12 protein-coding genes are annotated in these 14,138 nt (G+C 70.9%); all 12 read right to left on the bottom strand.

The window, feature by feature from the left end; all coding sequences use genetic code 11:
* Positions 1 to 24 precede the first annotated feature (24 nt).
* Positions 25 to 1,497 carry an aldehyde dehydrogenase family protein gene (locus HFP15_RS02380; protein ID WP_168510843.1) on the bottom strand — a complete coding sequence of 491 codons (1,473 nt, stop codon included), beginning with the start codon at positions 1,495 to 1,497 and terminating at the stop codon, positions 25 to 27.
* A gap of 7 nt (positions 1,498 to 1,504) precedes the next feature.
* Entirely contained in the window at positions 1,505 to 2,620 is a 1,116-nt protein-coding gene (locus tag HFP15_RS02375) for an acyl-CoA dehydrogenase family protein (RefSeq protein ID WP_168510841.1), read from the bottom strand.
* A gap of 13 nt (positions 2,621 to 2,633) precedes the next feature.
* Positions 2,634 to 3,437: an alpha/beta fold hydrolase gene (locus HFP15_RS02370; protein ID WP_168510839.1), complete on the bottom strand. Its 804-nt coding sequence runs from the start codon at positions 3,435 to 3,437 to the stop codon at positions 2,634 to 2,636.
* On the bottom strand, positions 3,430 to 4,851 hold the full coding sequence (locus HFP15_RS02365) for a purine-cytosine permease family protein (RefSeq protein WP_168510837.1): 1,422 nt from the start codon (positions 4,849 to 4,851) through the stop codon (positions 3,430 to 3,432). Before HFP15_RS02365 ends, HFP15_RS02370 begins: the two co-directional genes overlap by 8 nt.
* 17 nt (positions 4,852 to 4,868) lie before the next feature.
* Positions 4,869 to 6,752, bottom strand: a complete 1,884-nt coding sequence (locus HFP15_RS02360) for an FAD-dependent oxidoreductase (protein ID WP_210716619.1) — start codon at positions 6,750 to 6,752, stop codon at positions 4,869 to 4,871.
* Positions 6,753 to 6,964: 212 nt separating this feature from the next.
* Entirely contained in the window at positions 6,965 to 7,741 is a 777-nt protein-coding gene (locus tag HFP15_RS02355; RefSeq protein ID WP_168510833.1) for an IclR family transcriptional regulator, read from the bottom strand.
* Entirely contained in the window at positions 7,738 to 8,667 is a 930-nt protein-coding gene (locus HFP15_RS02350; RefSeq protein WP_168510831.1) for an alcohol dehydrogenase catalytic domain-containing protein, read from the bottom strand. Before HFP15_RS02350 ends, HFP15_RS02355 begins: the two co-directional genes overlap by 4 nt.
* Positions 8,667 to 9,521, bottom strand: a complete 855-nt coding sequence (locus HFP15_RS02345; protein ID WP_168510829.1) for an alpha/beta fold hydrolase — start codon at positions 9,519 to 9,521, stop codon at positions 8,667 to 8,669. The genes HFP15_RS02350 and HFP15_RS02345 overlap by 1 nt, the downstream gene beginning before the upstream one ends.
* 128 nt (positions 9,522 to 9,649) lie before the next feature.
* Positions 9,650 to 10,498: an alpha/beta fold hydrolase gene (locus tag HFP15_RS02340; protein ID WP_168510827.1), complete on the bottom strand. Its 849-nt coding sequence runs from the start codon at positions 10,496 to 10,498 to the stop codon at positions 9,650 to 9,652.
* Positions 10,495 to 11,778: a M20 family metallopeptidase gene (locus tag HFP15_RS02335; protein WP_168510825.1), complete on the bottom strand. Its 1,284-nt coding sequence runs from the start codon at positions 11,776 to 11,778 to the stop codon at positions 10,495 to 10,497. Before HFP15_RS02335 ends, HFP15_RS02340 begins: the two co-directional genes overlap by 4 nt.
* Positions 11,775 to 12,719, bottom strand: coding sequence for a DODA-type extradiol aromatic ring-opening family dioxygenase (locus HFP15_RS02330; protein WP_168510823.1), 945 nt, complete (start codon positions 12,717 to 12,719; stop codon positions 11,775 to 11,777). Before HFP15_RS02330 ends, HFP15_RS02335 begins: the two co-directional genes overlap by 4 nt.
* 4 nt (positions 12,720 to 12,723) lie before the next feature.
* On the bottom strand, positions 12,724 to 13,965 hold the full coding sequence (locus HFP15_RS02325; RefSeq protein ID WP_168510821.1) for a Rieske 2Fe-2S domain-containing protein: 1,242 nt from the start codon (positions 13,963 to 13,965) through the stop codon (positions 12,724 to 12,726).
* Positions 13,966 to 14,138 lie beyond the last annotated feature (173 nt).

Genomic DNA, 14,138 nt, shown 5'->3' with positions numbered 1-14,138 from the left:
TCTCGGTCACCGGACCGCCTGCGATCAACCCCACAGCGACACCCGCTGCGCGCCGAGGCCGATGTTCACCACCTTGGCGGCGCTGTACTGCAACAGGGTCTCCCAGCACAGCTCGCGGCCGAACCCGCTGGCCTTCACGCCGCCCATCGGCACGCCCGCCGGCAGGTCGAACCACTTGTTGACCCACACGATCCCGGCGTCCAGTTCGCGCGCGATCAGGTGCGCCCGCGTCAGGTCGGCCGTCCACACCCCGGCCGCGAGCCCGTAGGGCGTGTTGTTCGCGCGCGCTACCGCGTCGTCGTAGCCGGTGAACGTCTCGGCGACGGTGACCGGCCCGAAGATCTCCTCCGACAACACCGACGCTCCCCCGCTGGTGTCGTGCAGCAGCGTCGGCCGCACGAAGAACCCGTCCGAGCCGACCGGCGCGTCCCCGGTGAGCACCCGCACCCCTTCGGTGCGGGCGCGCGCGAGATGGGCGAGCACGCGTTCGTGGTGCTGCCGCGACACCAGCGGCCCCAGCTGGGTCGACTCGTCCAGCGCGTCGCCGACCCGGATCGAGTCGGCGATCGCCGCGAACCTGCCGAGGAACTCCTCGGCGATGCTCTCGTGCAGCAGCAACCGCGACGCCGCCACGCACGCCTCCCCGTTGGCGAGGTAGATGCCGTTCACCGCGTCGGTGACGGCCCTGTCGAGGTCGGCGTCGTGCGCGACGATCAGCGCGCCCTTGCCGCCGAGTTCCATCAGAGACGGGGTCAGCGCGCTCGCGGCGCCCGCCATGATCCGGCGCGCGGTCGGCCCGCCGCCGGTGAGCGTCACCAGCGCGACATCGGGATGCGAAACCAGGGCCGCGCCGGTCTCCGGACCGCCGCTGACCACGTTCAGCACGCCCGGCGGCAGCAGATCCTCCACCAGCGCGCAGAATTCGAGCACGCTCGCGGTGGCGAACTCGGACGGCTTCACCACCACCGTGTTGCCCGCGGCGAGGGCGGGCGCGATCTTGTTGGCCAGCGTGATCAGCGGCGAGTTCCACGGCAGCACGGCCGCGACGACGCCCAGCGGCTCGCGGGTCGAGTAGACCAGCGAGTGCGGGTCCTCGACCGGTACCTGGTCTCCCCGCAGGTCGCGGGTCAGGCCGGAGAAGAACCGGAAGATCGCCGCGCTGTCGGGTACGTCGGCGACGGAGGCCTCGCGGATCGGGCGGCCGTTCTCGGTCGCGAGCAGCCGCGCCCAGCGATCGGGATCGGCCTCGATGCGGTCGGCGATCTGCCACAGGATCCGCTGCCGGTTCGCGACGGTGCTGCGCCGCCAGGTCCGCAGGGCGGTGCGCGCCGCCGCGACCGCCTCGCCGGCCTGCTCGGCCGAGGCCTGCCCGAGCACCGCCCACGGTTTGCCCGTGCTCGGGTCGATCGCCTCGAACGCACCGGCCGGCTGCCGCCACTGCCCGCCGAGGAACAGCCGGTAGTCGCCCGCGGGCTCGAATCTGGTGTGGACGGGCATGCGGCTCCTAACGGAAAGCGGGAACGGTCGGCGGTTGCCCCATGAAGACGGCGCCTGCCGCGTCAAACATCGCCAGGCTCAGGAAAGCGTGCGACTGCGGCACCTGCGCGTCGGCCACCAGCTGCCGCAGCGGATGGTCGCTGAAGATCACGCCGGTGCCGGAGACGGACATGACACGATCGACCACCTCCGACGCGGTGCGCGCCAGGTGCGCTGCCGACAGCCTCAGGTGGGCGTTGCGGCGGTCGCTCACGCCGTCGCCGTCCAGGATGCCCTGCCACGCTTCGTCCGCGGCCTCGTAGAAGTAGGCGCGGGCCGAGCGCAGCGCGGCCTCCGCTTCGGCGAGGGCGGAGCGGTAGTAGGCGCGGTCGGCGAGCTTCGGCGCGCCGGTGATGCCGGCGCGCCCGCTGCCGACGTCTTCGGCGAAGTCGAGCACGGCGCGGGCGACCCCGGCCGACACCACCGACAGCGACTGCGCCGCGTAGGTGATCGCCGGGTACTGGTAGAGCGGCTCGTCGACGACGGGCTCGCCGCCACGCACGAACGTCCACTCCCTGCCGACCTCGACATCGTTCACGACGAGGTCGAACGAGCCGGTGCCACGCATGCCCTCGACGTTCCACTCGCGCACGATCTCGACGTCCTGTGGCCGCAGCAGCGCGCCGCGGGGTTTGCCGGCGGAGGCGTCGTCGCCGGGGATGCCGACGCAGACGATGTCGGCGGCCATGCAGCCGCTGGCGAACTTCCACCGGCCGCTGACCCGGAACCCGCGCTCCGTAGGCACCGCCTCCTGCACCGGGAACAGCGCCCCGGCGAACACGACGTCCGGCCCGTCCGCGAACATCTTCGCCTGCGTGTCCAGCGGCAGCGAGCCCAGATAGACCAGCTGGGAGCCGAAACTCGCGACCCAGCCTGCCGATCCGTCCACCGTGGAAATCCGCTCGATCATGCGCAGGAACTCGGCGGGCGGCAGTGGCCGGCCGCCGAACCGGGCCGGTGTCGAGGCACGATAGATGCCGAGCGGTTTGAGCTTGTCCACGAAATCGCGTGGCACGTACCGCTGCTCGCGGAACTCCTGCCTGCGCTCGGCCAGTTCGGCGAGCACGTCTTCGAACAGTCCCATGGCCCCTCCTCGTTCAGTCCCCGCCGAGGAAGGACAGCACGGCGGCGGCCACCTCCCGCGGGCATTGCTCCATCAACGGGACCATGCCGCCGGGGATGCTCGCCACCGCCAGGCGCTTCGCGTTCACCAGTTGCCGCTCCAGCTTGGGCACGTCGGGGAAGGCGAACGGGTCGGCCTCCGCGCCGATCAGCAGCACCGGCGCCGTCACCAGCCCGATCCGGTCCTCCATCCGGTAGCGCACGCAGGCCCGATGTCCCTCGGCCGGATCGACCCCGTGCGCGAGCGCGTCGTGCAGGAAACGGTCACGCAGGTCGGGCCGGCCGGCCGGGTAGTACGGGCGGCGGATGCCCCACATCTCGACCAGGTGCTGCCCGTCGCCGGTGGGTTCGACCTCGTCGACGGTCGTGCGGCCGGCGTGGGCGGCGCGGTAGTCCGGTCCCGTCCACGGCGTCGAGGACAGCATCAGCGCCCGCACGCGTTCCGGTGCGATCGCGGCGAGTTCGATCCCGACCGCACCGCCCGTGTGGTGGCCGAGGACGGCCGCATCGTCCAGTCCGAGCGCGTCGAGGAAGGCGAGCACGCCGCGCGCGAACATCTCGATGGTCTGCGGCGCCGGCAACCGGACGCTCTGGCCGAAGCCCGGCATGTCCACCGCGATGGCCCGGTGCGCTTCGGCCAGCAGGGGCTGCACCTCGCGGAACTCGTCGTGCGAACGCGGAGTCTGGTGCAGCAGCAGGATCGCCGGCCCGGTGCCCGCTTCCGCGTAGTGCACCTGGCCCAGCGAGGTGTCGGCGTAGGCCTTGCGGACCTCAGGCATGCGCCACCGCCCTCGGCTTGAGCACGGACGTCCGCACGATCGGATACAGGATCAGGCACAGCACGGTGGCGCTGAGGAAACCGAACGGGAACGCCCCGGTCTCCGACAGCACGTACGCCACGACCGACGACACGGCCACCGTCACCACACCCGCCCAGTTGACCGGTTCGACCGCGCCGGGATCGCGTGGCTCCCGTGTGGACACCAGGTAGTAGTCGGCGATGGCGGTCGCGATGATGCCCATCATGATCATGCCGAGCACGCTGATGAAGCCGGACAGGTGGTTGAACACCCCGGCCGCGATCAGCAGCAGGCACACCGCGTTGGCGAGCAGGATCATCACGAACCGGTTGGGGTGGCGGCCGGTGAGCACGTGCCACAGGTTCGACAGCGCCAGCGATCCGGAGTAGACGTTGAGCACCTGGACCTTGGCCTGTGCCACGTACATCAGGGCGAAGCCGACCATGCCGGACACGATGACGAAGTAGGCGCCGGTGTTGGTGGTCGCCAGCACCGCCGCGTCGGCGGCCGCGGTGGCGGGCGTGGCCTGCCCGTGCGCCACGAGGTAGTCGCCCGCCAGGGTGCTGCCGCCGGTCAGCACCAGGATGCCGAGCGCGATGCCGACGATGTCGAGCATGATCACGCCGACCAGGTTCACCCCGCCGACCGAGGACCGGCTGCGGGCGTAGCGCGTGTAGTCGGCGTTGACCAGGATCAGCGCGGCGCCCTGCCCGCCGAGGATGCCGACGACCTCGAAGAACCGGGACGCACCGGAACCGGTGGCCACGGTCGCGGCCCGGGTGAACGCCTCGTTCAGCGTCACGTCGGAGGTGTCGTAGATGCGGAACACCATGTACGCGAGCAGCAGCAGGAAGACGATCACCAGCGCCGAGGAGGTGCGGGTGACGACCTTGATGCCGAACATCGACAGCGCCACCCACAGCACGGTGAGCACGCCGTAGATCAGCACCCGCGCGCCGGTGGTGTCCTGCCAGCCCAGCGCGAACAGGGTTCCGTTGTACAGCAACACGTTTTCGCTCGCGCAGAACCCGATGATCATGATGGCGAACGCGAGCGAGGAGATCGCCGACCCGCGCAGGCCGAGCCCGTAGAAGCGGGGCAGTACGGTCCCGGACAGGCCCTCCACCCGGGCGATGTTGCCGAACAGCCAGCCGATCGTGAGCACGAACACCGCCGCGAGCACCCCGGCGAGCAGGCCCAGTATCGAGCCGACGAGCGCGGTGATGGTGCCGGCGAGCGTCAGTTGCAGCAGCGAGGTGGCCACGCCCGCCGGAAGCCAGGACAGGTACCAGCCGGACTTGCGTTCGTGTTCGGGGACCGGGGTGAGCGAGTTGTCGTCGATCGTGTGCCGGACCCCGTCTTCCTGGGGCTCCGACGTTGTCCGTTCCAGCAAGGCGATTCCTCCGGGGGCTAAGCGTGCAGGGAGGCCACGAGAGCGGCGGCGGTGCGCTCGGCGAGCGCCATGATCGTGATCATCGGGTTGACGCCGGGCGCGGTCGGCAGCGCCGAGGCGTCCCCGATCCACACCCCGGCCGTGTCGTGCAGCCGGCCCCGGCCGTCCGCGACCGAGGTCGACGGGTCGGCGCCCAGACGGCATGACCCCATCTGGTGCGCGGAAAACGCGGTGTGCTCGCCCGCGGGTGCGGTCGTGAGACGGGTCAGGTAGGCGTCGAAGTCCTCGCCGCGGCGCCAGCTGTGGTCGTTCCAGTGGAACGTGAAGATCTCCTTCGCCCCGGCGGCGCGGTGCATCCGGGCGAGTTCGACGTGGGCGCGGCGGGCGACGCGAAGGTCGATCTCGTCGTCGAGATCCCAGCGGATCGCGGCCTTGCCGTCGCGGTCGAGGTAGACCTCGCCGCCGCCGTGATCGTGCGCGACGCCGTGCCACGTGGCGAAGTAGGGCAGCTTCCGCAGCATCCGCCGGTGTGCGGCCGCGTCCCGGAACGGGGTCTGTCCCGCCCAGGTCAGCGGGTTCAGCGTCAGGCTCTCGACGAGGAATCCGGTCCCGTCCTCGCAGTGCGCGAGGTCGAAGCTCACCGCGGACTGGATCTGCCCGCTCCAGGCCTCGATCGGCTGGTCGTAGACGCCGGTGACGATCCACGCGGGATGCAGGCGCAGGTTCTTGCCGGTGGCCGGCCCGCCGATCCCGGACCGCAGCAGGACGGCGGGCGACTCGACGCCACCGGCCGCGACCACCACCGTCGGTGCGTCGATGCGCAGCGGCCTGCCGTTGCGGTCGGCGACGACCCCGGTCGCACGGCCCTGGCTCGTGGTGATCCGCTCGACTGTGCAGTCCGTGACGATCCGCGCCCCAGCCTCGACCGCGTCCCGCAGGTAGGTGTGCAGCACGGACAGCTTCGACCCGCGACGGCAGCCGGCGTTGCAGAAGCCGCAGTACTCCGGCTGATCGGACCGTTTCGCGTTACGCGGCAACGGTTCGTGCGCATAGCCGTGCGCGGCGAGACCGGCGATCATGGCGCGGGTGTTGGCGTTGTGGACGGTCGCGTCGGTGTTGACGCCCAGCCGTTCCCACACCAGATCGGTGTACTTGTCGAACTCCGGACCATCCACATCGGACAGACCCTCGGTGGCCCACAGTGCGCGGATCGCGGCGGGCGTGCGCAGGCAGACCATCGAGTTGATCAGTGTGCCGCCGCCGAGCACCGAACCGGCGAGCACCCCGACGCTGCCGCTGTCGGAGAACAACGCGCCGCCGCGCAGGAACATCCGGCTCGCGTGCGAGTCGATCTGGTCGAAGTCGGACTCGTCGCGCCGGGCACCCGCCTCGACGATCACCACGGAATGCCCGGCCTGCGCCGCGCGGGCCGCGATGACCGCTCCCCCAGCACCCGAACCGATCACGCACACGTCCGCCGCCAGCGTCTCCCCCGGCTCGGTCACGGCGATGCGCCCCGGGGTTTCGCCGATGTCCACCGTGGGCGGTCCCGGGTAGCCGATCACGGGCCACGCGGGATTGCGGCCGCCGTCGTCCACGGCGCCGACGAACGTGCCGAAGGTCATCGACCGCAGCTGCCGGATTCCCAGGCGCAGCTGGGGATTCCGCTCGGCGGCCTCGGCGAGCAGCCGCACCGGGTCCCCGGCGTCGGCGAATCCGAGCGAGGCCAGGTGTTCCAGCGCGGCGTCGACGGCGTCGCGCAGGCTCGCGGACAACCCCGGGAGGCCGTCCTGGACGGTCTGGTCGATACCGCGGGCGAGCGCACCGTCGCGGTAGAAGTCCGCGAGCGCCTCGTCCGCGCCCGGCGGTGGCGACAGCGAAGGCAGGAAAGCGTCGCACACGGCCGAAAGTGTCCTTGCGATGTCGCCATCTCTCACGGTGGTCCCCTTCCAGCGGGCCGGTCACCGGGGACGGTTCCCGGAAAGCGGCACACGGACAACGGCACGGTCCGGTGAGCGAAACCCCACGCCCGGCGGGGCGCGCCGGTCCGCTCAGCAGACCGGTTTCCTCGGTGTCGCGGGCATTTCAGCGGCACGCTGGGGGCCTGCACGCGTCACTCGCTGGTCAGCGTCGCGGTGATCCGGCGGGCGACCATGCCGAGCAGTCCCGCGTACTTCGGCACGTCGCCGCGCACCAGCGGCGCGGTCACCGACAACGCGCCCATCGTGGTGCCGGTCGAGCCCAGCAACGGCACCGCGACGCTCAGATATCCCACGCGCGTCTGCTCGTGCTCGGCGGCGTGCCCCAGCTCCCGCGCCCGTGCCAGTTCCTGCAGCAAGAGTCCCGGGGTCGCCACCGTCCGCGAGGTCACGCGCTCCAGGGGAGCCGACACCACCTCGTCGACGAGCGCGCGCGAACCGAAGGCGAGCAGGACTTTTCCGGTCGCGGTGCAGTGCAGCGGCATCCGGCCGGCGACCCGCGAGGGCTTCGTCACCTGACGGTGCCCGGACACCTTCTCCAGGTAGAGCACCTCGAGCCCGTCGAGCACGGCGAGGTGCACCGTCTCGCCGGTGGCGTGGTAGAGATCCTCCATGTACGGTCGCGCGGCGTCGCGCAGGATCCGCTGGCGGGGCACGCGCTGCCCGATCTCGAACAGCCGCATGCCCAGCCAGTAGTCGGACCCGCGCCGCTCCAGCACACCCCACCGCAGCAGTTCCTGCGCCAGCCGGTGCACCGAGGCCTTCGCCACCCCGGACCGGCGCGCGAGCTCCGAGAGGCTCAGATGCTCGTCATCCGGTCCGAACGCCTCGAGAATGCGCTGGACCTTGCCGAGCACGCTGTTGGCGTCCCCGGCCGTCTCGGTGAGCGGCAACGGCACCGGCGCGCTCACCGGGGGGTCACCACCGCCCGGCCCCGCACCTTGCCCGCGCGCAACTGCTCCACTGCGCCCGCGATGTCGCCGAGCTCGAACGCCTGCGTCTCGACGCGCAGCGTCCCGTTCGCGAGCTGTTCGAGCAGGCCACCGGCGATCTCCCGGGCACGCCGCTCCTTGCGGATCATGTTGACCGGAAGCAGCGCCACGTCGTCGAGCAACCACGACGACAGGTCCAGCTCGACCTTCGACCCGTGCACGTAGCCGATCAGCACGGCCCGGCCGCCCGGCCGCACCCACTTCACCCGCCGTGGCAGCTCGGGGCCGCCCACGGTGTCGATCAGCACCGACGCCGCGCGGTCCTCACCGGCGTACCCGGCGGCCGTCCGGCCCTGCACACCGGCCGGAATTCGCGCGAGACTGTCCTCTGTCGACACGATGCCGACGACGTGCGCACCCGTCGCCGCCGCCTGCTGCGCGACCATCGCGCCGACCGCTCCGGCGGCGCCGGTGACGATCACGTGGTCCTCGGGCCCGACCCGGCCGATGTCGTGCACGGCGACGTACCCGGTCGTGGCCGGGACGAAGAACGTCGCGGCGACCTCGGGTGGCAGCGCGGGATCCAGCGGCATGACCGCCTTGCGGGGCACGGCGACGCGTTCGGTCCACGTGCCGTCGCGTTTCATGCCCAGCCCGCCGCCACGCAGCATCACCGGCGTGCCCGGCGCCAGCTCGCCTCCCACCACGACGCCGGCACCTTCCACGCCCCCGATGTAGGGCAGCGGCGGCTGCAGCCCGAAGGTCCCGCTCGCCACGGTCACGTCGAGGTGCGCGACGGCGGCGGCCTGGATCTCCACGAGCACGTCCCCGTCACCGGCGACGGGTTCGGGCACTTCGTCCACGACCGGGGCGATGCCCCAGCCGTGAAACCGTGCGGCGCGCATCACACGCCGGCCTTGCGCAGGAATTCGAGGCTGATCGGGTTGTACAGCTCCGCCTTCTCGTGCTGCGGCCAGTGCCCGCAGTCCTCGAACAGTTCCAGTCGCGACCCGGGGATCGCTTCGTGCATCCGGTTGGCTTCGGGCACCTCGCCGAACGGGTTCTGCCGTCCCCACACCACCAGCGTGGGCTGGGTGATCCGGCCCAGGTCCTCCGGGCGCAACAGGTTGCGCTGCCTGCGTTTCATGTCCTGCAAGGACAGCAGGTTGTCCACATTGGCCACGAACTCGGGCTGGTGGTAGATCGCATGCCGCACCTGGACCAGTTCCTCGGTGGCGTCCTCCTCGGCGGCCATCAGCAGCCGCAGCCGCTTGCGGGTCAGCTCGATGTCGTCGGTCGCGACGGCGTCCTTGGTGCTCGTGCGGATCCGGTTCATCACCTCGGGATTGGCCACGGTGCCGCCCGCGCACAGCAGTTGCAGGCTCAGCACGCGGCCGGGGTGGTCGATCGCGGCGCGTGCCCCGACCCAGCCGCCGAGCGACTCGCCGACGATGTGCGCCTTTTCGATCCCGGTGGCGTCGAAATAGTCGAGCAGATGCTTGACGTAGTCGGCGATCTCGTAGGGACGGTCCGGCTTGCCGGTGTAGCCGTGCCCGAGCATGTCGATGGCGTGCAGGTCGTACTCGGCGTGCGCGACGATGTTGCGGCTGAACGCCTCCAGATGCCCGCTGGTGCCGTGCAGGAACACGACGGCGGCCGCGGACGGGTCGCCGGCACGCAGGGTGCGGGTGGGCACCCCGGCCGCGTCGACGTACTCGACCCGGTAGGCGATCGGGCTCAGTTCGGTCCAGATGGTCACGGGGACTCTCTTTCAGCGTTGGTTGATCAGGTGGACCTGGGTGTTGCTCCGGCGTGCCAGTTCGCGCAGCCCGACGGCGGCCGCGGCGGCCGCGAGCACGGCGATGATCTTCTTCATGGTCGGTCTCCTCATGCCGGCGAGTTCAGGAATCCGGTCACCACGGAGTGGAACTCCCGGGGCCGCTCTTCCTGCAGGTGGTGCGAAGCCTGGTCCATCACGTGCAGGTTGCCCCGCTTGAGCATCCGGGCCAGCATCAGCGGATAGTCGGGGGTGAGGAACGCGTCGTGCATGCCCCACATGAACAGCGTCGGCGCCTCGATCCTGCCGAGTTCGCCGGTGAGGTCCTGCCACTCGCCGCGGGGCGAGTCCGACATCGCGGCCAGTTCGCGCTCACCCTCGTCGAGGCTCTGCAGGTAGCGCATGTCGAGGGTTTCCTCGGGCAGCGCGTCGGCGTCGTACCATTCCAGGCTGGTGATCAGCTTGCGCATCTTCTCGCGAGTCGGACCCTCACCGCCGTAGTAGGCGTCGCGGGCGGCGCGGCCACGGTGCCCGCGTTCGGGCAACGGCGCGAGCGGGCCGTAGAACACCGGCATGCTGCCCGTCACCACGAGCGAACGCACGCGGCCGGGGTACTTGGCGGCGAGGTTCAGCGCGATGGTGCCGCCCCAGGAGTTGCACACGAAGTCGGCCCTGGCCACGCCGAGCGTGTCGAGCAGGCCGACGGTCTTCTCCGCGTGGTGGTCCCACATCGGGCCCTTGATCCGCGACTTCTCCGACTTGCCGTACTGGTGGATGTCCACCAGCAGGCAGCGCCGGTCGGCGGCGAACAACGGCGCCACCGGGCCGAAATCGGACCACGCCGTGCAGCCGGGACCGCCACCGTGCAGGAACACCGTGTCCGGCCCGCTGCCGAGGTCGTGGTAGTGGTAGCGGATTCCGGCGCCGTCCGCGTAGTGGCTTTCCGGTGGTGGGGTCATGCCGCTCCCTTCGTCGTGATCGTGAGCGCGGTGCGGGCCAGTACCTCGCACAGCGTGCGCATCGCGCGGACGTCGACGGTGTTCATGCCCCGCGAGAAGTCGACGTCGAAGTCCTCGCTGGTGACCTTCGGCATCCCGACGCGTGCCGTGGGGATGCCGCGGGCGCGCAGGATGTTGGCGTCGGTGGCACCGCTGTTGTCCGGCACCGGTTCGTGGGTGCGGCCGGTGGTCGCTTCCCATGCGCCGATCGCGGTGCGCACGATCGGCGCGTCCGGCGGGGTGTGCGTGCCGGGGATCGCGAGCACCATCTCCACGCCGAGTTCGGTGTCCAGTTCGGACGACAAGCGGGCCAGGAACCCGGCCAGTTCCCGTTTCAGCGCCAGCGGCGTCATCCCGGGCACGATCCTGATGTCGAGCCGGATCCGGCAGGCGGCGGGTGTGGCGGCCAGCAGCCGTTCCCAGCCACCCGCGATCGAACCGATGATTCCCTGTGGCAGCGCGGTTTCCGTGCGGTGCCGCGCCGGATACCCGGCCAGCCATCGCTCCAGCCGCGTCACCACGTCGGCGGCCGTGACGATCGGGTTGCGGTAGGGCAGCCGGTGCCTGCTGCCCGCGTAGGTGTGGATGCCGGGCACGGTGATCTCGAACCAGCACAGCCCGACCTCCTCGTGCGCGACGAAGTCACCGGGCTTGGCGATCACCGCGTGGTCGGTGTGCCAGCCGCGTTCGAGCAGGAACGAGCATCCCGCGCCCTGGCCGGTGTTGGCGCGGGCGGGATAGCCGGGCGCTTCGACGGCGTTCGTGGGCATCCCGCCGGCGCCGAACGCGGCCACGACGTCACCGTCGAGTGCGGGCCGGACCCGGCCGAGCGCTTCGGCGAGCACGAGGATGCATGCCGCGTGCCCCTTCGGGTTGCTGGCGCCGAGCCCGGACACGAACGGTCCCTCGTCGCGTGCCTGGGCGAGCATGTCGCGGCGCAGTTCGGGCCCGATCCACGGCAGGTCGATATCGCCTTGCCCGGTGGTGAACGTATCGATCGGCGCGTACAGCATGATGTCCTCGCCGCCGCCGGAGCCTCGCAGCCTGCCGACCGCGTTCGCCTGCTGCTCGTCGAGGTGCTGCGCGGTCGCGGCCCAGCCCGCGGCGGTGAGCCGGTCGGCGAGCAGGTGCGCGAGCGGCGCCTCCCGCCCGGTCGGGCTCGGGATGTTCGTCACCGCGTGCGCCGCCTCGCGTAGCCGCTCCTCGGTGATTTCGGCCAGCACTGCGTCGAGCACGTTCATGACACGCCCACCGGTTCGATCACGGCCACGCCCATCCCGGTGAGCCATTCCGGCATCGGCGAGTAGGCGAGGCTGCGCCCGGGCGCGAAGCCGAGCGCGGCGGCCATCGTCAGCCAGGTGCGCAGTTCCTGCCCGCCATTGCCCGCGGCCTTTTCCAGCTCCTCGCTGGAGAACGTCAGGTAGCGCGCGAGGTCGCCCTTCTCCAGGTCGGCGAGGAACCGCTCGTCGAACTCCGGGAACAGCACCGGCCGGGCGGCCGTGATGATCTCGCGGCGGCGTTTGTCGTAGCGTTCCCAATCACCGCGGCCGTTCAGCCACGCCTCGACGAGGAATTCCTCGTCATCGCCGTGCGGGTCCCGCCAGTCGGCGGGCCACGGCAGCTGGTGCGAGAGCCCGCCGGAGGCGATCACGGCGACGCGCCGGTCCCCGCCGACGGCCCGCACCGCCTGGGCGATGTTGCGGCCCAGTTCGGCGCAGCGGTCCAGGCGCGGCAGCGGCGCGGCGAACACGTTGATCACCAGTGGCACCACCGGAACCGGCAGGTCCGTGAGCAGGTACTGGATCGCGTGCGTCTGCCCGTGGTCGATCTGCAGCCGTGCCGAGATCGCCACCTCGGTGCCGTGCTCGATCAGCTCCTGCGCCAGCGACCGCGCGAACTCCGAATCCGTCCTTTGTGGACCAGACGGGGTCTTCGCCTCGCCCGCGCCGAGTACCTCGCCCACCCCGAGCGTGAACGGCGGGATCATGTCCAGCCAGAACCCGCGGAAGTGGTTGGAGCCGATGATGATCGCGACGTCCGGGCGGGCCGCCGCGATCGCGTCGCGTGCCTCGCCGAGCGCGTCACGGAACCGTTCCGCGCGGCCGGTGTGCACGACCTTGTCCCAGTGTGTGTTCATCAACGTGGAGTGCGACGCCCCGACGCCGACGACGAAGTCCGCCACTGCGCTACTCCTTCGCCGCGATGGGTTGGATTCCCTGGCCGGCAAGGCGGCCCACGCGTTGCTCGGTGGTGTCCTCGGCGAGCTTGCGCCACTTCAGCAGCGAGTCGTCCGGGCGGTACAGCTTCTCCGGTGGCGCGTCGGTGACCTCGACCATCCACTTGTCCTGTGCGGAGAACTCGCCGTGGAACAGCCAGCGCACGAAGCCGAGGTACTTCGCGTAGAACGGCAGCACCTTGCGGCCCTTGCGGAATTCGGCCATCACCCCGACGTAGAGGTGGTTGTCCGCGTCCACCGGCACGTAGAACTCGTAGTGGATGAACGTCGGGTAGGCGATGCGCAACACCCCGGGCATGCTCACCGACGCGAAACCCGGGAACTCCTGTGCCGCGATCACCGGGTTGACCTCGCGGTGGCCGCCGGTGTTGCCGATGTTGGTGACCTTCTTCGGCGGCTTGAGCTTGTACCAGGCCTGGTTGCTCCACGTGCCGAGCCCGGGGAAGTCGGCGTCCCAGTACTGCTTGTCCTGCACCCGGTAGATCCAGCGCCCGCGCTGCACGATGCGGGTCTCGTTCCACACCGGCATCGCCTTGAACATGCGCCACAACGACGTGCGGTGCAGGTATTTCGCGTGGCCCTCGTCGTAGCCGTTCTCGCACGCGAAGCGCCAGTTGCCGATGCGCGGCTGGATCCGCGAGCCGACCACGGCGGCGTTGGAGACCAGTTCCTCCGGCAGTTGCTCATCGATCGGCGGCGCGTCCTCGCCGTCGCCGACGAACACCCACACCATCCCGAGCCGCTCGGCGACCTCGTAGGTGGGCTGGGTGACCTTGCCGCAGATGGGCGAGGCCGGGCCGTCGGTGATCGCGGCCTTCAGATCGCCGGTCGCCAGGTCGAAGGTCCAGCCGTGGTAGGGGCAGGAGATCGTGCCGGGGAACTGCTGGTTGCCCTCCGACAGCGGAACGCCGCGGTGCGGGCAGCGGTCCTTCAGCGCGTACACGGAGCCGCCCCGACCACCGTCGCGGACCAGGACGATCTTCTCGCCGAGAAGCGTGATCTGCTTCGGCTTGCCGCCGATGTGCGAGCTGTAGGCCACGGGGTACCAGTAGCCGCGGAACCCCGCCGCGGCCGCCTCGTAGTGGGGCCAGCTCGACCAGTCCTGGCGGCCGGGCAGCCGGCCCAGCCGGGACCGGCGGCGCCGCGCCTGGGCGGCCTGCCCGTTCGCGGGCGTCCCGACCTCTGCAGTCATGAGGCGCTCCTTCACCTTCTCGAAAGCCTGACGAGGCCGAGTCCACCACCGGCGCCGCGCCCGGCCAACACGACCGGTCCGCTCACCGGACCCGGTCCGCGTTGCGGACCCGCCCGGTGCGTGTTCCGTTCAGCGGTCCACATTCCATGGCAGCGGGGCCGCGAATCCCTAGT

This window comes from Amycolatopsis acididurans (assembly GCF_012328925.1).
Lineage (GTDB): Bacteria > Actinomycetota > Actinomycetes > Mycobacteriales > Pseudonocardiaceae > Amycolatopsis_E > Amycolatopsis_E acididurans.
This window is presented reverse-complemented; position numbering and strand designations above follow the sequence as displayed.

Excerpts from the sequence above, each read along its gene's own strand:
- HFP15_RS02380 (WP_168510843.1), bottom strand. The coding sequence starts at position 1,497 with ATGCCCGTCCACACCAGATTCGAGCCCGCGGGCGACTACCGGCTGTTC.
- HFP15_RS02375 (WP_168510841.1), bottom strand. The coding sequence starts at position 2,620 with ATGGGACTGTTCGAAGACGTGCTCGCCGAACTGGCCGAGCGCAGGCAG.
- HFP15_RS02370 (WP_168510839.1), bottom strand. The coding sequence starts at position 3,437 with ATGCCTGAGGTCCGCAAGGCCTACGCCGACACCTCGCTGGGCCAGGTG.
- HFP15_RS02350 (WP_168510831.1), bottom strand. The coding sequence starts at position 8,667 with ATGCGCGCCGCACGGTTTCACGGCTGGGGCATCGCCCCGGTCGTGGAC.
- HFP15_RS02340 (WP_168510827.1), bottom strand. The coding sequence starts at position 10,498 with ATGACCCCACCACCGGAAAGCCACTACGCGGACGGCGCCGGAATCCGC.
- HFP15_RS02335 (WP_168510825.1), bottom strand. The coding sequence starts at position 11,778 with ATGAACGTGCTCGACGCAGTGCTGGCCGAAATCACCGAGGAGCGGCTA.
- HFP15_RS02325 (WP_168510821.1), bottom strand. The coding sequence starts at position 13,965 with ATGACTGCAGAGGTCGGGACGCCCGCGAACGGGCAGGCCGCCCAGGCG.